Consider the following 16,859-nt stretch of genomic DNA (forward strand, 5'->3'; position numbering starts at 1 on the left):
TCTGAATAACCTAGACATTCACAATGGGTTTTGCAAATGTAAGATTGTGCAAGAGATTTACAAGTCCTAGCCGTAGCTAAGTCGAAGTAAATATCTTGTGCAAGATTGCGTTTGCAAAGCCCACCCAAAGGGCATCACTAGCTTTCGTATATGCGTCGTTACTCTTTTTTGACTTAGCTAAGGCTAGGACTGCAAAAGAGTGCCTAGCCTAGACAAAAGCTAGAGATGTTGTGAACGCCTAGGTTATTCAGAGGGTTCTATAAGTTTAACATAGATTAGTTATAATATTACTATTACAAAATGATTATTTTTTAATCAAATCATAAATATAAAAAGCACTTATATGGAACAATTTTTCACCAACTCAGAGCAAGTACAAAATATTATTAAAGGGTTTAATCTTACCAAGACCCTTTTTGTCTCTTCTATTATCATAGGTGAGCCTCATATCGGCAAGAAATCATTAGCAAGATACCTCTTTCCTGAAACACCTTTAGTCTCAGGGGGAAATCAGGAAGAGGTAGTAAAAATGCTAAGTGAAGTTGACGAACTTATCATCACAGATTTTGAAAAACTTAGTAATCAAGAGTCACTCAATTTGGATAACAAGCGTATTATTGCTACAGCAAACTATATAGGCAATCAACAAACCATAGACAATCTTTTTGCTTTTATTTATGCACTTCCGTCACTCAAAGAGCGTGCTGAAGATACAAACTTTATTAAAAAAATGTTCATTAAAGAAGCACAGTCAAATCTTATGCTCAAAACAGTGGATATTCCCATAGAAGAGCTCCCCGTTGACCTAAGAGAGAACAGTAAAAGTCTTAAAAGAACAATCTATCGCTATATGATGAATCATTCCATGAAAGCGGAAGATATACAAGAAGCTATCTACCATTACATCCTTGAAGAACTCAATGGCAATAATGGCTATAAGGAGCATCTAGGACTTTATGAAAAACCTCTTATTAAAGCCGGTCTAAAAAAGTTCGGTTCCCAATTGCAGCTTTCACAGGTATTGGGTATTAACAGAAATACACTTAGGAAAAAAATACATGAACACCATATCGATTGATTTTCAAAAATTCATAGACTGGGATAACAGCCCTTTTATACTCTTTAGTGCACAGGGTAAGATACTCTACCTAAACAATACAGCAGAAATACTCTTTGGTTATGTCTCCAAAAAAGAGCTTTATGACTTAGCACTAGCCTATGCCCCGAAAAGTTTTGGACATAAGACAACCACCCTTGCACTCAACTACGACTCATTCAGTTTTTATGCTATTACCGTAGGATATGAGGATGAAGAGCAGATTTCTATACGTTTTTACAACGCACCGCGTACCAAATCTGCAACACCCATAGAACAAGACAAACTGGTAACTACAGATATCAACCTTCTGCTTGAAGCAAATATCACACTCTTTAAGACAAAGAACAACAATACTTTAAGACTTTTAGCAGACCCGGATATCCCCTCTTTTAAAATAGATCAGAACAGATTTTCCAAACTGCTTAGAAAAACCCTGGATACATTCAGATCTTCTGACTCTATTCATATTACACTTAAACTCTTAGTAGGTGAGCATGTCATCATTTCAGGCAAAAAAAAGCCTATTGTTCAACTCAGCATTGAAGCAAACGGACGTTACAATGAGAGCGATGAAGAGATACGTACACTGGCAACACAAAGCCACATTACCCTGCTTCTCAAAGAGAGAACCATTAAATTGGAGATCCCTCTTATTCAAGATTGATTAAAAATTAATCATGACTCTGATAAAAAGCATCTCTTTTAGATGTTATTATTTCTTTGAAAATTATTTTAAAGGAAAACAGCATGAAGTTAAAACTTTTCGCTCTACTGGCATCGTTGATGCCGATCGCCGCTATGGCAGAAGACAAACTCGATACGGGTGACACAGCATGGATGATGATCTCCACTGCACTGGTACTGCTCATGACACCTGCAGGTCTTGCACTGTTCTACGCAGGTATGACAAGAAGTAAAAATGCATTGAACACTTACGCTATGGTCATGGGTGCGTTTGTGCTTGCTTTTGTGGTATGGATCATTGCCGGATATTCCATTGCCTTCGGTACCTCGGAAGCAGCCGGAATCCAAAAATTCATTGGTGGATTTGGAAATGTCTTCCTAAACGGTATTAAATGGACTGATCTTAGTGGAACCTATCCTACATATGTATTTGTTGCATTTCAAGGTACATTTGCGGCTATTACTGTAGCGATTGCTTCAGGTTCAGTCATCGGACGTATGAAATTCTCAACATGGATGGTGATCGTAGCGCTTTGGGGTCTGGTTGTTTATGCACCTATTACACATATGGTATGGGGTGGAGACGGTGCCCTTCTTTTTGATGCAGGTGCACTTGACTTTGCCGGTGGTACAGTTGTACATATGAATGGTGGTTTAGCAGGTCTTGTACTTGCCATCCTTATAGGTAAAAGAGCAGGATACCCTAAAGTTGCAATGCAGCCATTCAGTATTCTCTTTACGGCTGCTGGTGCTGCTATTTTATGGTTTGGTTGGTATGGATTTAATGCTGGTTCAGCATTTGGTGCCAATGCAGTTGCAGGTGTTGCACTGCTTACTACCACCATTGCCACAGCAGCTGCAGGTCTTACATGGTTGATCGTTGAGTGGATAGTCTATAAGAAACCAACCCTTCTCGGTATCGCTTCAGGAATTGTTGCAGGACTTGTTGCCATTACACCTGCTGCAGGATTTGTAGGTATCGGTGGTGCATTCATTGTAGGTATCGGTGGATCACTTATTGGATTCTTCGGTGTAGTTAAACTGAAGAAAATATTTGGTTATGATGATTCTCTTGATGCATTTGGTATTCACTTCCTAGCTGGTCTCTGGGGTGCATTAATGACAGGTGTACTTGCATTGAATGATAAAGATCTTCTTTGGGATGGTCCGATGAAAGCCAGTGGTGACAGAATGGGACAATTCATGGTTCAGGTTGAGTCAGTAGTTGTTGTTGGTCTATGGACACTCATCGGTACAGTGGTAGTTTATTATGTTGCGTCTGCACTCACAGGTGGAGCAAGAGTAGATGAAGAGACAGAATATAACGGTCTTGATGAAGCTATACATGGAGAAAAAGGAATTAACATTTAATTAAAGGTTAATTTACTCTCGTTCCTATCGTCCTCGATGGGAACGCATATTGTATTACAGTATGAAAATATAATAATAAATCAAATGCTCATATGTATTCCCACGAAAAGTATGGGAACAAGAGTTACAAAAAAGGAAATAAAATGAAAAAAATCGAAGCAATTATTAAACCATTTAAACTCGAAGATGTTAAAGAAGCATTGGTCGAGGCAGGTATCGAAGGAATGACAGTTTCTGAAGTCAAAGGATACGGAAGACAACAAGGGCACTCAGAACTCTATAGAGGAGCAGAGTATGTTGTAGAGTTTATTCCAAAGATCAAAATAGAGATCGTAGTCAGTGCAGACGAGTATCTGGATAAAGCAATCGAAGCCATTAAATCTGCTGCAAAAACAGGTAAAATAGGTGACGGTAAAATATTTGTCAGTGATATTGAAAAAACAATTCGTATCAGAACAGATGAAGAAGATGCTGATGCACTCTAACTCTAAAAGGTCGATAGAATCGACCTTTTAGAAGATTTACTACTATGAACTGATTAAAAATTAATCAGTTTTTTCTACTGTTTTTAAAAAAAAACTATTTTTTTGCCTAAATATCAATCACTTTATCGGAAAATACCCTTTTTATTTTCTATACACTAATACTATTCAAGTTTATTAGGAGAAAAAATGGAAATGAATTATGTGATAGACACATTCTTTGCACTTTTTACCATGACCCTTATTATTTTCATGGTACCCGGTTTTGCTATGCTAGAAGCAGGATTGGTAAGAACAAAGAATGTTACTTCGGTATTGACAGTCAATGTTATGATCTATGCTGTGGCATCAATGGCCTTTTTACTGATAGGATATAAGTACGCTTTTGGAAGTTGGGATCATCAGGACAGCATCAACAAATATGCTTTTTTTCTCTTTCAAATGGCTTTTGTAGGCAAAGTGGTCAATATAATGAGTGGGGGTGTAAGTGAACGTTCCCGTATTATTCCTCTGGTACTCTTTACTGTTATCGTAGGTGCTTTTCTCTACCCAACCATTGTCAATCTGACATGGGGTGCAAACTTTTTGGCAGGTACCGCTTTTGATATTTCTGCCATGCATGATCTTGCGGGCTCGACAGTCATACACTCTACAGGAGGATGGGCTCTTCTTGCAGCAATACTGATCATGGGTCCAAGACGTGGAAGATACAAAAAAAATGGAGCCATTCAGGTTATTCCGGCTTCCAATATTCCTCTTGTCGTACTGGGTGCCTTTCTCCTATGGATAGGATGGTTCGGTTTTAACGGTGGATCAGTCGGAGCTATCTCAAGCAAGGAGAATGCTGATGCCGTTGCACTGACTATTATGAATACCAATACAGCCGGACTTGCAGGAGCGATCATCGGCTGGTTGATCACCTATTTCCGCTATAAAAAATTCGATGTGACCATGATCTTGAATGGTGCGTTGGGCGGATTGGTAGCTATTACAGCAGGTCCTGATCTCTATGATATATATACCCCTATACTCATTGGAGCGATCGGTGGTACCTTGGTTGTCTTTTTTGTACCGTTTTTCGACAAACTCAGAATGGATGATCCTGTTGGTGCACTTTCAGTGCATTTGGTCAACGGTATTTGGGGGACACTGGCAGTAGGTATCTTTGCTGATGTCAGTTTTCTGGCACAACTTAAAGGTGTAGTGATGACGGGGGTTATTGTTTTTCCACTCTCATTTGTCATTATCTACAGTATCAACAAAGTCTTCTCTCTTCGTGCAGAAGATGAAGAGCAGCTCGAAGGAATCGATGCAACCGAGTGTGGTATAGAATCCTATCCTGAATTTAAGCGCAGTATCTAAAAATATATAAAAAGGATTAAATTATGAAAAAAATAGAAGCAATTATTAAACCGTTCAAACTGGATGATGTCAAAGAGGCATTGATAGAAGCAGGTATCGAAGGGATGACCATCTCTGAAGTCAAAGGGTACGGAAGACAACAGGGACACTCGGAACTCTACAGAGGTGCAGAATATGTGGTTGAATTCATTCCTAAAGTAAAACTGGAGATCGTTGTAAGCTCTCAGGAATATGCAGACAAAGCCGTAGAAGCCATTAAAGAAGCGGCAAAGACCGGTAAGATAGGTGATGGGAAGATCTTTGTATCAGATATTTCCAGAACCATCCGTATCCGTACAGATGAAGAGAATGAAGAAGCATTGTAAGGTTGGCTTTAGCCAACCTGTAATTTTTTAAACTTTTCTATTTTATCTTCACTCCCTATAATCCCCCACATTACACTGTCAACACCAAAATCACGTTCATACTGCGTAATACCAAGTTTTTTAAGCCTATAAAGTGTTTTGTCTACCCCACTGTAAGGAGTAGAAAAAGAATGCTTTACCTCTTTTTCATAATGTACAAAATTTGCTTCGGTTAGTACATTTTTAACAGCCAAAGCATAAGCTCTTGCCATACCAGCTGTTCCAAGTTTGATCCCGCCAAAATAACGTACAATCAATACAGCACAGTTTATAAGCTCTTCTCCACGCAGAACATTAAGTGCCGGAACACCTGCACACCCCTTTGGTTCACCATCATCCGAACTGTTCTCCACAACTTGATCAAACTCATTTAAATAACGAAGTGCATAAATTACGTGATTGGCTTTTGGATGTTCAGCTTTCAGTCTCTTCTGCAATCCACCATATTCGGATATAGGCACTAAATGGACAATAAATTTTGAACGATTGACCTCAGTCGTATAGAAACAGGAACACTTAATTATCTGCATCAAATCACTCTACGCAAATACTTATAAAGTTTCAAACCGATAAAACTTCCTATTGTATCTGCAGCAATATCTGCCCAGTCACTGCTTCTGCTAATACTGAAAAGCTGTGAAACTTCTATGAAGCCACCATAGGCTATAAGAAGTAACAATGCAGTCCAATAATGTACACGGTAAGACAATCTCAGTAATATTCCCAATACAATAAATGCCAGTATATGATGTGCTTTATCATTCAAATTTCCTATGTGTGGTGCTATCTCCTGTGGTACCACTGCAGCTATATAACTGACCATAAGTGCCAGCCAAAACAGTACTTTAAATTGGGAACGATACTTATAAAGTTTTGATCTTTTCAACCACAAACTCCACAAATTTCTCAGAATCATTCAAACATTTGGCTACCACATAATCATCATACTTTAACTTATCGGCAATTTCACGATGCTCTATATCCAATTCAAACAGTGTCTCAGAATTATCTATGGTAAATGCCAAAGGGTAAATAATTACTTTCTTATGGCTGGGATTTCGAAGTACATTAGCAAGATTTGGTTCAAGCCATGCCGCACTTCCTACTTTAGACTGATAAACAAGCTTAATATCATGGAACTCTATCCCTTTGCATGTTAAATAGGTTTTTATAGCAGAAACATTCCCTTCAACCTGATTCTGATAAGGATCACCTGCTTTGATGATACTAAGAGGAAGTCCATGTGCAGAAAGAAGCAGATCATACATTTTTGTCTCTTTGCCCTTCATGGCTTCCATAATCTTTTCACAACTTGCTTCTATATAACGATAGTCATCATAATATGGATCTATCACTGTTATTTTAGGTCTATACCCCATTGCTTTACATCTGGACTCTATATCTACTACAGATGAAAGTGTAGTAGTCGTTGAGTATTGCGGATACATAGGGAAAAGGATCAGTTCCTCTACCCCATCATTCTTACACATTTCCAATGTTCTATCAGCAAAAGGAGGTACATATCGCATAGCAGGATAGACAGGTATATCAAGATGCTCTTTTAATTTCTTTATAAGCCTATTTGTAAGTTCGGGAAGTGGTGACTTCCCTCCTAACAACCTATAATTCTCTTTCACATCTCCCAGACGTTCTGAGATAATAATGTTGGCAACAAATTTACGCGCATAAGGGTTCATCGTCAATATATTTTTATCGGCAAACATATTACGTAGAAAGAGTTCAACCTCTTCAATGTTATTTGGTCCACCCATGTTAAGCAGTAAAAGTGCCTGTTTTTTGTAATTCATTCTTATTATCCCTTGGTTGCTTGCTATTTTAGCATAGAGAGTGTAAAATCATACATAATATTACACAAAAGGTACTCTATGATCATTATTCCTGCACGTATCGGATCAAGTCGTTTTCCTAATAAGGTATTGGCTGACATTGGCGGTATGCCTATGGTGGTAAAAACAGCTAAAAGTGTCGAAGAGATTGATGCTGTTGTGATCGCAACAGATTCACAGGAGGTAATCAATATTGCCAAAGAACACGACATCCAAGCTGTACTTACCTCGACAGAACATCAAAGTGGTACAGACCGTATCTATGAAGCGGCACAAAAGCTTGGTTTGAATGAAAATGAGATCATTATCAATGTACAGGGAGATGAACCTTTTATTGAGACTGACGTTGTACAGGCTATTTATGATCTAACCAAAAAGAACAGGAATAATGAAAATATCATGATGAATTCATGCTACAAGACCATCTCCAATCCTGAGGCAGATGATCCCAATATTGTCAAAGTTGTAACAGACAAAGAAGATATCGCACTCTATTTTTCAAGAGCTAAAATTCCTTACCCAAGAGATCATCATTTTGATCAGTATAAAGGACATTTGGGAATTTACGGTTTTACCGTAAGATCATTACAAAAATTTTGTACCCTTACCTCTGCCCCGCTTGAAGAGATAGAAAAATTGGAACAATTACGAGCCCTCTACCACGGTTACCGGGTAGCCATGATAGAAGTAGATACAGAAAGTTTTGGGATAGACACGCCCGAAGATCTGGAAAAAGCTATTAAGCATCATAGACTTTAATAGTTTTTATATGAAAACTATTAAAGAGAAAGAAAAAACCTTTTTCTTTCTTAACCTTTAACTGCTTTACCAAGATCCCACATTGGCATAAATATACCCAGTGCCATCAGAAGTACCAACCCTGCAATAAAGAACATCATAATTGGCTCTATATATGTAGAAAGGTTATCAATAAGATCCTGAAATTGCATATCATAATACTGCGTGACCTTATCCAGCATTGCATCCAATTGTCCACCTGCTTCTCCGGCTTTGATCATTTGAAGCAGCATATTTTCATACAGACCCGTGATCTCAAAGGCTTCAGCAAGATTCATTCCTCGACCGATATTTGCATTGACTGTCAAAAGTTGTTCTTTTATTGCCAGATTATCAACCATTCCAACTGCTGTGCTTAACGCTTCAGAGACAGGAATTCCCGATTTTACCAACTCACCGAAAACCAGATTATATTTGTGCATCGTAGAGAGAAATATTGCCTTATTAATAAGATAAAATTTAGGATGTATCATCAACTTATCCATGCTGTATTTGAAATCTCTATTGTTTTTATAAAAATATTTAACGGAAAAAATAGAAGCAAATAAAATAACTAAAAGCAATATTCCATAATTACTGAATGCCCACTCTAATTTAAGAAGTATCTGTGTTGGCAATGGAAGTTCTGTTTTAAACTTAGAAAAAATATCTTTAAATTTTGGTACAACCACCATAATAAGTATGGTAAAAGCAATTCCCATTGCAGTCAGTGTAATAAGAGGTGAACGAATTGCTTTTTTGAATTTAGCTGTGTTATCTCTGATATTCTCTAAAATATCTGCAAGTTTATGATAAGATTCAGAAATATTACCTGTTCTCTCACCAAGATTTGTCATAGCAAGTGCCACATGTCCAAACTCTTCCGTATAAGGTTCCATGGCATCAGACATACTGTTTCCGGCATTAATATCACTGTTTATTTTTGTATAGATCTCTTTAAGCTGTTTATTGTGGGTATTGTCAGCAACATCTTCAAGAGTATCATTGATCGCAATACCCGCATCAGTCATAACAGCAATCTGTCTAATAGTAGATATTTTATCATTAATAGGAATTTTTGATTTAAAAGATTTTTTAAGCCCGTCAAACAATTCAGATATACTATCTTCAAGTGGCGCTGATGTCTCAACTGCTTTCATTACCATTGTACGGGGAAACTTGTTTTTGGCCAATTTAACCGCAGTCATTCGCGAATCAGCTTTAATCAGTTCCTCCCGCTTTTTGCCCTTATCCATGATCGTAACATTAAAATATCCCATTATAACCTCGCTACCCTGTAGATTTCTTCAATGGTTGTTTTACCCTCTAGTGCTTTATGCACTCCATCTTCAAACATATTGATAAATCCTTCTTCCATTGCCTGTTTTGTCATCTCTTCTTTGGATGCACTTCTTGCGATCATACGGGAAAATGTCTCACTGATCGTTAAAACTTCCGAGATCATCTCTCTTCCTGCATATCCGCTGTGTCCACACTCTTTACATCCCTCACCTACATAAAATACAGGATTTTCAGGAAGATACTGCTTGACATCTTTTAAAAGTGTCTCCGGGAGTATGGTCTCTTTTTTACAATGTGTGCATATTTTACGTACGAGTCTCTGCGCCTGTATCGCGACCAAAGCCCCACTTACCAAATACTCTTCAATACCCATATCCAATATTCTGGTTACTGCGGAAATCGCATCATTTGTATGCAGTGTAGATAGTACTAGGTGCCCTGTAAGTGCTGCTTGAATAGCAATACGAAGCGTTTCCTGATCACGGATCTCTCCGATCATAATCTTGTCCGGATCCTGTCTCAATATAGATTTTAATGCATCTGCAAAACTTAAGCCGACATTTGCTCTTACTTGCACCTGCTGAAGACCACTCATTTGATATTCTACAGGATCTTCAACTGTAATGATCTTGTCTTTTACATCTTTGATCGCGTTCAAGGCACCGTAAAGCGTGGTTGTTTTTCCTGATCCCGTAGGACCTGTTACCAATACAATACCATAAGGAACTTTGATAGACTCAGCGAACCTGTCATAACAGAATTTACTCATTCCTGCATCTTCAAGGCGTATCATAGCTTTGGATTTATCCAAGATCCTCAAAACGATCGATTCTCCATAAATTGTCGGAAGAGTAGAAACCCTGAAGTCAAAATCTCTTTTATTGATCGTTGCAGAGAATCTGCCATCCTGAGGTTTTCTCTTTTCTGCAATATCCAAATTTGAAAGCAATTTCATACGTGAAGCAAGTGGGTTAAAAATATCTTTATCAAATGTGAAACTTTGACGTAGCATACCATCCACACGTTCCCGTACAATACAGCTTTTTTCTGTTGCCTCAATATGAATATCACTTGCACCAATATAAATGGCTGATTTAAGAATAATGTCGATCAGTTTTAATACGGCAGGAGACTCACCTTCTTCCTCCTCCATATTTCCTTCTTGACTGAGATCTTTTCGTATATCTGATACCAGACCTTTAATACTCTCATTGATCTCCAAACGCTGCAAATGCTGTTGGATCTGCTTGGGTTTAGAGATAGCGATTCTTATAGGTTTTTTAGGAAATAAACGTTGTATCGCATCTTGTGCTGCCATATCCAACGGATCATCAAAAACAATAAGTACATTAAGATCATTCTCTTCAATAGGTATAACATTATATTTAATAAGCTGTCTATAGGGTACTTGTGAAAAAAGTTTCATATCTATTTCCACTTCATCCAGATCAACGTATTCAACATGAAGTGCTTTTGCAACCTCTTTAATGATCGGATCAATATCAATACCTTCTATTTTTTCCAAATGGGATAAAGTAATAACTCCCTGCCTTATTTTTTTTGCCAAAAAGATCTCAACAGTATGCAGATCAATCATTTTTTCAGCTATAAGATTGGCAAACGAAATCTTTTTAGGTGGTCTGCTTTTGACCAATGCAGAAATAGCATCCTTGGTTATAAGATTTTCATCAAGCATGATTTCAATAAGTTTTACCATTCAACTACTCCTATTTTATCTATTTAGTATACCATTATATGATAACAGTCAAGCTAAATAATATTTTATAAATTGCCTTTTTGAATCTTATATAAAAGTCTTCTTGCGTTTTTTGAATTTGATCTTTTTATATAAGACATTAAAAGACGGATCGCTTCATTTTTATGACCCAGTTTTACTTTGGATTTTGTAAAGATCAGCCAACTCTCCTCGATATTTCCATTAACTTTGTTCGTTTCCAAAGCCCAGTGCTCTGCCTTTTTATAAAGACCTTTACTGTAATAACTCTTCGCCAGGAAAAGTGAATCATCAGTATCATGTGATGCGTAAAAACGTTTTTCAACATCTTTATAGGCACTCACACTTGTTGTTTCTATAATATTCAGATGCATTTTTTTATGGGGTTTTTGCACCATTTTTACTTTTGATTTTATTCTAGGTTTTTTAATCTTCTTCTCTTTAACATATACTTCAGAATTTCCCATTGGATCATCATAAGAAGTTATAGTTGTGGGCTTAATCTCCAAAGTTTTTGCAATAACATTCTTTTTAGATTTTTCCAATTCAAGTGTTGCTAACGATTTATCCATCAAAATGGAACTTGACCCGCCTTTCTCTACTTTACTGAATGTTTCAACACTCTTGTTTTGATCACTGGATTTAAAAGAATCCGTTATGTTGAATTTAAAAATAACAAAAAATATGATGGTTGACACAATAATACCTAGACCCAACAGGTACCACGGCTTTCTCTTTTTTTTATTATATTTATTCCACTCTTCCTCTAAGGGTTTGATATCATACATGAATATACCCCAATTTCAGTGCAGCCATTTCAATAATTCTTTGTGGGATATGTTCGTAATTGATTTTAGACGGTTCATTTTTATCATAATATTCACAAATTTCAAATATAGTAAAAAGTAATTTGTTACACTCTCGAAAGTTTCCTTTAGTAAAAGCATGAATCAATTTCATATCTTTGTCTTTTATACTGTTAGCTATTTCAAAAAGATTTTTTTTCAAAAGTTTTTTATGGATATAAGTAGTCTGATCCGCTTTTGTTGCATTCTTAAGTTCTATCACTTCCCAAATACGAGATTGAAAATGCTCTTTTGCAATAAGATCTTCATCTTCTGTTTTATGCAGAGACACAACGAATTTGACTGCGCGGCTGTCTGAAAGAAGTCTGATCTTCTCCATCATTTCAATACCATACATCTGCGCTTCATCCAAAAGAATGACAATTTCTCTTTTCCCTCTCAACTCTTTACAAAAATCAACTAAAGCAGAAAAATTAACTTCTGTATTGTTAGGAAGATCTTTCTTGGTTAGGACTTTAAACAGTTTATGAAAAAACTCTTTTTCATTAATTGCCGGTGTATCAAAATAATGAATCTCTTTTTGATGTTTCAGCTTTTCTGAGATCCTGTTAAGAAGTATACTTTTCCCTGTACCGGGACGTCCAAAAAGCAATATCATTTTTAATGGTTTATCCATACTGTGATGTAGTTGCTTATAGGCTGTAACAGAAGATTCTAACTCAATGTAGTCATCGACATCTACTGAATCGATGAATACATTTTTAGCAGCTTCGTATCTACTTTTCATTTAACTTTGTATATCCTAGATCTTTCAATGATACAGATTTGGCATTTTTAATAATATGTGGTGTAATAATCAAAACCAATTCTTCTACAGTATTGATCTTCTCTTCATGTTTAAACGCATATTCCAAAAGGGGAAGATCCCCAAGTAAAGGCACTTTATTGATTTTTACACCCGTTTTGGAGGAGATCAGTCCTCCAAGAATAGCATGCTGTCCATCTCTCACTTTTATCACTGATGCGATTTGTCTTCTTACAAGATCAGGTGGAATAGATCTTACACCTCCATCACTTTTTACGGTATTCACTGTATCTGATATAGATGGATTGATTTTCAATGTAATCATACCATGTGAATCTATTTCCGGGGTAATATCTAATAAGATACCTGCAAACACAGAATCTACCAATTCCCCTTCTGAAGAGGTGGAACCGCCGCCACTGCTTGTTGTACTGCTGGATTTTATTTTATAGAACAATTCCTTACCCACACTGATAAGTGCCGGCTGATTATTCAGTGTCATCACTCTTGGACTTGAAATAGATTTAACATCTCCCTGTGTTCCTAAGAATTTTACAACATCTGTCACTTTTGCATTTCCTGTAATATTGACCAACTGTGCATTTCTTGGTCTTGTTCCTTCAGAAAATGTTGTATCTGTAATTCCTTCCAGATTATCAAAAGTGAAAGACGAAATATTTTTTTGTGCCATAGCCAGTGTATTTATTGTGAAATTCTGCAATCCATATAGCTGAGACCAATCCACACCAGTTGTTTTACTGTCATCGAATGTAACAGTCAAAATACGTACATCTATCAGTACTTGCGTTTTAATCTGTTTAGCTAACGTACGGATATAACGTGCGACTCTGTTTATCTGTCTTTCTGTACCTGTTACCGTCACCATTCCGGCTTCCGGATTTACGATCGGTGCCAACGGATTATATTCCCACACCTGTCCATCAGGACCTGTCCATCCGTCACCTGTTTTCGTATAATGCGTACTTCCGTCTGCTGCACCGATCAAGATACGCTGTACTTCATTTTCAACCGTTTTCCAAAACTTGAAATCATCATTACTTTCTATGGAAATACCTGTTTTAGAAGCGCCACTGCCCCCACCGGTACTACTCCCTCCAGATGCAGCTGAATTGTTTGAATTTGCTATAGTCACATGTGCGTTACTTTTCCCTGTTCTCTGTCCTGAAATATAGTGTATACGAAATGTACGTGTAATCAGATAAGAAATTTTAAGTTTATTGCCATTCAGTGTATAGTGAAGATCATTGTCCTGCAGTATCGTATTTAAAAAACCTTTCAGTGTACTGTTCTTTAATTTTACATAATAGAGTTTTTTATTCATTCTTTTTTTTGCTGCATCATCTTTTACAACAACTGTTAATCCGCAGGTTTCTGCCAGATTATCAATAACATCTCCAATTGTAAGCTTACTGTCAATGGTAACACTAAACAGTTTATTAGAACAACTACCCGCAACAAGAGTATTTGTAACACCTAACAGCATAAAAAATGCTATAATGATCTTTACCCCTAACTTTTCTACTCTTTTCATCCTCTTACCTCTCTTCTAATGTAATAAAACTATCTCTTTTTTCATGTAGAAATAATTTCTTAATATGATTACCGTTTCTAAGTACCACACCTCTTTTCCCTACATACTTCAATGTATATCCCATGATCGTATCATCAACACTTTTCCAGGCATCATTAATGTAAGCTTTTCCATTTACAATAGCATGCAGTGATAACTTTGCCTCTTCTGCTTTTACAGGAATAACAAAGGTTGTAATATTATTATCTTCTTCCAAACGGACGAATGGCTCTTTTGTTGTTTCCAGTGTTTCCAGTTTTACACCTTCACGCTTTTCATGTATTTTACTTACCATCTGCTGTATTTGCTCAACAGAAAGATCTGCATACAGTGAGAATGTCAAACTTAAAACTATCAATAGTGTCTTTTTCATCAATGATTTATCCCCCATACAGAAATATTAATATCCGCTACGATTTGTGATGAATTATTATCCAGAGAAAATTTCGTACCGTAAATATCAGTGACAAGTACATTTTGTTCTAACTCATTCATGAATTTTACGATTCCCTTATATTCACCTTTACAGCCTACACCAACTTCAAGAACATATCCGAAACTACCGTTATTATCTACATATTTATTTGTAATATACTGAATATCAACATTCTGTGCTTCAGCATTGTCTGTAATAGAATTAATGAACTTGGACCAGCTTTTTTGATTAAAAAGCATATCTGAAAGTCTGTTCATTTTATCATCTATAAAATTTATTTTTTTATTATACTTAACAATGTTTTCTTTTTTTGTAACGATATCCCGATCAAATTTCTTCACATAAAATTCACGATCACCACCAACCGTAATAGAATTAAGATATGTATTGTTGTCTGCTATACTTTTTTGTATACTTTTTTTACTTGTTTCACTTTTTTTGTACATTTTTTCAGTATACGGTAAAATATACGCATAGGCGAGATAGGCAATAATACCTGCAACACCTAATATAACCAACCATTTCTCACTCTCTTTTTTTGGTGCAAAATAGGCATCAAGTTCTTCTAATTTATCTTCTATGAATTTCATCTTAAATCAACCTTTAACAGACCTTTATAATAATGGTTCTCCGGGTCTTTTTGGATTCTCTCAATATCTATTTGATCGATCTCATCAAAATGATGATCAGAGATATACTGAATAAGTTCGGTGAGTTTTCTGTCATCTGAACTCACCAATGAGATCCATAAAGTATCCTCTTTACTGTAAAGCATATCAACATTCACACCAAATTTACTTAGCTCTTCCGCAATCGTATGGAACGTTCCTGATTTCAGACGATAATTCACTTTTTTGTCATAAATGGAGGTCAGCGTTTTTGTTTTTCCCTGATATCTTTTTGAAAGATTTCCTATCTCTTTATCCAAAACACTTATTTTCTGTTTCTTGTCACTCAATATTTTTTTGTATTTATTTGCTTCTGTACTCAGTTTATTATTTTCTATTTTAAGTGCATAGATCTTTGCATCATTGATATATGAACCGATAAGGTAAACCAAAGGATATGCCAGACCCAATGAGATTGCAGCAAAAGTTGCAATAATAAATTGTCCACTTGCACGATTTACAAAAGCTGGTGCACGTGGGAACATAGTAAGATTGACAATGGAAGATTCATCTTCCATATAATCAAAGGAACTAAGCAACATTAAATACTGTAATTGATCTATATACCATTCATCGTTGCTTACATTATAGTTAAAATTGAGGTCCGCTGATTGCAATCCCAAATAGTTTTGACTATACTCATCCAGTCCAATAATAGGACCCTGTACACTGCCTATATACATGTGATCGATACTTTCTAACTGGAAAGCTCTTTTTGCATAAATAATAATATCATTGATAGTGATAAACACTTCACCAAAGATCTTCATGAAATTTTGTTGATAATCACTATTGGTTGTCTTTAAACCTTCTGCCTCTAAAATGGAAAAGAACTCTTTCTCATCGATCTTCTCTCCCACCATTTCACAATATTTTTCATAGATCTGTTCCAGTGAATATTCTATTGATTTTGAATAAAGATATTCCCCGTTTTTATAAAATGTTACAAAGGCATCCTGTTTTGTAAAATAGATAAAACAGTGTGTACCGTTATCCTGTAATATTTCTTTTTTATAAAGTGCTTTATAAAGAAGTGGTGCAGGGACAATAAGATCTATATATTTTGTTTGTTGCTTTATCGGAGAGAAAAGTTCATCCAGAACTTCAGGTTGTGCTACAAAAATATGATATTCCCGCTCTTCTCCTGCATTTTCAACTTCTACTGATGAAATAATATAATTACTTGCCTGATCCAGTCCCAACTCTTCATATGCTTTAATGTCAAGAATATCAGGAATGTCTTCCTGGGGAATACTGCGGCTTAAATGTACCGTAGTAGTGATCATGTCTTTATTACTTACATAAGATGTAATAAAGTTTGACGTGTTATAACTGAGTTTATTTAAAGATTGAAATGAATCACCTTTAAAGATATATTTCTTATCAGTATAAGCATTAAGTGTAACAATATTTTTTACAGCCGATTTGGACTTTTTCGACGAACTTTTTTTCAAAAACATTCTAAACTTCCTTGTTTGTTAAACAATTAT

The 16,859-nt window shown here is 36.2% G+C and carries 18 protein-coding genes; 7 read left to right on the forward strand and 11 right to left on the reverse strand.

The genetic code is table 11. The features are described from left to right. Positions 1-343 precede the first annotated feature (343 nt). The 6 genes from MVE01_RS01800 to MVE01_RS01825 all read left to right on the forward strand — a co-directional run bounded on the left by MVE01_RS01800 (position 344) and on the right by MVE01_RS01825 (position 5,363). Positions 344-1,078, forward strand: a complete 735-nt coding sequence (locus MVE01_RS01800; protein ID WP_472560447.1) for a helix-turn-helix domain-containing protein — start codon at positions 344-346, stop codon at positions 1,076-1,078. Then, complete coding sequence (locus tag MVE01_RS01805) at positions 1,059-1,763, forward strand: hypothetical protein (RefSeq protein ID WP_472560448.1); 705 nt, start codon at positions 1,059-1,061, stop codon at positions 1,761-1,763. The genes MVE01_RS01800 and MVE01_RS01805 overlap by 20 nt, the downstream gene beginning before the upstream one ends. Before the next feature lie 83 nt (positions 1,764-1,846). Then, a complete protein-coding gene (locus MVE01_RS01810) occupies positions 1,847-3,154 on the forward strand; it encodes an ammonium transporter (RefSeq protein WP_472560449.1) in 1,308 nt (435 codons plus the stop codon). A 143-nt stretch (positions 3,155-3,297) separates the two neighbouring features. Further along, the gene (locus tag MVE01_RS01815) at positions 3,298-3,639 is read left to right on the forward strand and encodes a P-II family nitrogen regulator (protein WP_472560450.1); all 342 of its coding nucleotides are present in this window, start codon (positions 3,298-3,300) and stop codon (positions 3,637-3,639) included. A gap of 186 nt (positions 3,640-3,825) precedes the next feature. After that, the gene (locus tag MVE01_RS01820; protein ID WP_472560451.1) at positions 3,826-4,998 is read left to right on the forward strand and encodes an ammonium transporter; all 1,173 of its coding nucleotides are present in this window, start codon (positions 3,826-3,828) and stop codon (positions 4,996-4,998) included. Between the two features lie 23 nt (positions 4,999-5,021). Continuing rightward, entirely contained in the window at positions 5,022-5,363 is a 342-nt protein-coding gene (locus MVE01_RS01825; RefSeq protein WP_472560452.1) for a P-II family nitrogen regulator, read from the forward strand. Between the two features lie 8 nt (positions 5,364-5,371). Here the strand turns inward: MVE01_RS01825 and MVE01_RS01830 are convergent, their stop codons facing one another. Genes MVE01_RS01830 through hemH form a run of 3 tightly spaced genes read right to left on the reverse strand, consistent with a single transcriptional unit; the run spans position 5,372 to position 7,210 of the window. Continuing rightward, a complete protein-coding gene (locus MVE01_RS01830; protein WP_472560453.1) occupies positions 5,372-5,932 on the reverse strand; it encodes an IMPACT family protein in 561 nt (186 codons plus the stop codon). Then, positions 5,932-6,288, reverse strand: coding sequence for a VanZ family protein (locus tag MVE01_RS01835; protein WP_472560454.1), 357 nt, complete (start codon positions 6,286-6,288; stop codon positions 5,932-5,934). Before MVE01_RS01835 ends, MVE01_RS01830 begins: the two co-directional genes overlap by 1 nt. Continuing rightward, positions 6,266-7,210, reverse strand: coding sequence for a ferrochelatase (gene hemH, locus MVE01_RS01840; protein ID WP_472560455.1), 945 nt, complete (start codon positions 7,208-7,210; stop codon positions 6,266-6,268). Before hemH ends, MVE01_RS01835 begins: the two co-directional genes overlap by 23 nt. A 78-nt stretch (positions 7,211-7,288) precedes the next feature. Between hemH and kdsB the strand changes: the two genes are divergently transcribed. After that, the gene (kdsB, locus tag MVE01_RS01845) at positions 7,289-8,008 is read left to right on the forward strand and encodes a 3-deoxy-manno-octulosonate cytidylyltransferase (protein ID WP_472560456.1); all 720 of its coding nucleotides are present in this window, start codon (positions 7,289-7,291) and stop codon (positions 8,006-8,008) included. A 50-nt stretch (positions 8,009-8,058) separates the two neighbouring features. On the opposite strand, the gene MVE01_RS01850 is transcribed toward kdsB, so the two are convergent. The 8 genes from MVE01_RS01850 to MVE01_RS01885 all read right to left on the reverse strand — a co-directional run bounded on the left by MVE01_RS01850 (position 8,059) and on the right by MVE01_RS01885 (position 16,829). Continuing rightward, positions 8,059-9,306, reverse strand: coding sequence for a type II secretion system F family protein (locus MVE01_RS01850; RefSeq protein WP_472560457.1), 1,248 nt, complete (start codon positions 9,304-9,306; stop codon positions 8,059-8,061). Further along, positions 9,306-11,045 (reverse strand): GspE/PulE family protein, encoded by a 1,740-nt coding sequence (locus MVE01_RS01855; protein ID WP_472560458.1) that lies wholly within the window; start codon positions 11,043-11,045, stop codon positions 9,306-9,308. The genes MVE01_RS01850 and MVE01_RS01855 overlap by 1 nt, the downstream gene beginning before the upstream one ends. A gap of 65 nt (positions 11,046-11,110) precedes the next feature. After that, a complete protein-coding gene (locus MVE01_RS01860; RefSeq protein ID WP_472560459.1) occupies positions 11,111-11,761 on the reverse strand; it encodes a CDC27 family protein in 651 nt (216 codons plus the stop codon). An 82-nt stretch (positions 11,762-11,843) separates the two neighbouring features. Continuing rightward, on the reverse strand, positions 11,844-12,656 hold the full coding sequence (locus tag MVE01_RS01865) for an AAA family ATPase (protein WP_472560460.1): 813 nt from the start codon (positions 12,654-12,656) through the stop codon (positions 11,844-11,846). After that, positions 12,646-14,226, reverse strand: a complete 1,581-nt coding sequence (gene mshL / locus MVE01_RS01870; protein WP_472560461.1) for a pilus (MSHA type) biogenesis protein MshL — start codon at positions 14,224-14,226, stop codon at positions 12,646-12,648. The genes MVE01_RS01865 and mshL overlap by 11 nt, the downstream gene beginning before the upstream one ends. 4 nt (positions 14,227-14,230) lie before the next feature. After that, the gene (locus tag MVE01_RS01875) at positions 14,231-14,638 is read right to left on the reverse strand and encodes a hypothetical protein (RefSeq protein WP_472560462.1); all 408 of its coding nucleotides are present in this window, start codon (positions 14,636-14,638) and stop codon (positions 14,231-14,233) included. Then, positions 14,638-15,291 carry a hypothetical protein gene (locus MVE01_RS01880; RefSeq protein WP_472560463.1) on the reverse strand — a complete coding sequence of 218 codons (654 nt, stop codon included), beginning with the start codon at positions 15,289-15,291 and terminating at the stop codon, positions 14,638-14,640. Before MVE01_RS01880 ends, MVE01_RS01875 begins: the two co-directional genes overlap by 1 nt. Further along, positions 15,288-16,829 carry a hypothetical protein gene (locus MVE01_RS01885; protein ID WP_472560464.1) on the reverse strand — a complete coding sequence of 514 codons (1,542 nt, stop codon included), beginning with the start codon at positions 16,827-16,829 and terminating at the stop codon, positions 15,288-15,290. The genes MVE01_RS01880 and MVE01_RS01885 overlap by 4 nt, the downstream gene beginning before the upstream one ends. Positions 16,830-16,859: the final 30 nt, after the last annotated feature.

The organism is Sulfurovum sp. (assembly GCA_026990595.1).
Taxonomy (GTDB): Bacteria; Campylobacterota; Campylobacteria; order Campylobacterales; family Sulfurovaceae; genus Sulfurovum.

Bases quoted from the DNA above. Each gene is read 5' to 3' on its own strand.
- MVE01_RS01800 (WP_472560447.1), top strand. From the start codon at position 344: ATGGAACAATTTTTCACCAACTCAGAGCAAGTACAAAATATTATTAAA.
- MVE01_RS01805 (WP_472560448.1), top strand. From the start codon at position 1,059: ATGAACACCATATCGATTGATTTTCAAAAATTCATAGACTGGGATAAC.
- MVE01_RS01810 (WP_472560449.1), top strand. From the start codon at position 1,847: ATGAAGTTAAAACTTTTCGCTCTACTGGCATCGTTGATGCCGATCGCC.
- MVE01_RS01815 (WP_472560450.1), top strand. From the start codon at position 3,298: ATGAAAAAAATCGAAGCAATTATTAAACCATTTAAACTCGAAGATGTT.
- MVE01_RS01820 (WP_472560451.1), top strand. From the start codon at position 3,826: ATGGAAATGAATTATGTGATAGACACATTCTTTGCACTTTTTACCATG.
- MVE01_RS01825 (WP_472560452.1), top strand. From the start codon at position 5,022: ATGAAAAAAATAGAAGCAATTATTAAACCGTTCAAACTGGATGATGTC.
- MVE01_RS01830 (WP_472560453.1), bottom strand. From the start codon at position 5,932: ATGCAGATAATTAAGTGTTCCTGTTTCTATACGACTGAGGTCAATCGT.
- hemH (WP_472560455.1), bottom strand. From the start codon at position 7,210: ATGAATTACAAAAAACAGGCACTTTTACTGCTTAACATGGGTGGACCA.
- kdsB (WP_472560456.1), top strand. From the start codon at position 7,289: ATGATCATTATTCCTGCACGTATCGGATCAAGTCGTTTTCCTAATAAG.
- MVE01_RS01850 (WP_472560457.1), bottom strand. From the start codon at position 9,306: ATGGGATATTTTAATGTTACGATCATGGATAAGGGCAAAAAGCGGGAG.
- MVE01_RS01855 (WP_472560458.1), bottom strand. From the start codon at position 11,045: ATGGTAAAACTTATTGAAATCATGCTTGATGAAAATCTTATAACCAAG.
- MVE01_RS01865 (WP_472560460.1), bottom strand. From the start codon at position 12,656: ATGAAAAGTAGATACGAAGCTGCTAAAAATGTATTCATCGATTCAGTA.
- mshL (WP_472560461.1), bottom strand. From the start codon at position 14,226: ATGAAAAGAGTAGAAAAGTTAGGGGTAAAGATCATTATAGCATTTTTT.
- MVE01_RS01875 (WP_472560462.1), bottom strand. From the start codon at position 14,638: ATGAAAAAGACACTATTGATAGTTTTAAGTTTGACATTCTCACTGTAT.
- MVE01_RS01880 (WP_472560463.1), bottom strand. From the start codon at position 15,291: ATGAAATTCATAGAAGATAAATTAGAAGAACTTGATGCCTATTTTGCA.
- MVE01_RS01885 (WP_472560464.1), bottom strand. From the start codon at position 16,829: ATGTTTTTGAAAAAAAGTTCGTCGAAAAAGTCCAAATCGGCTGTAAAA.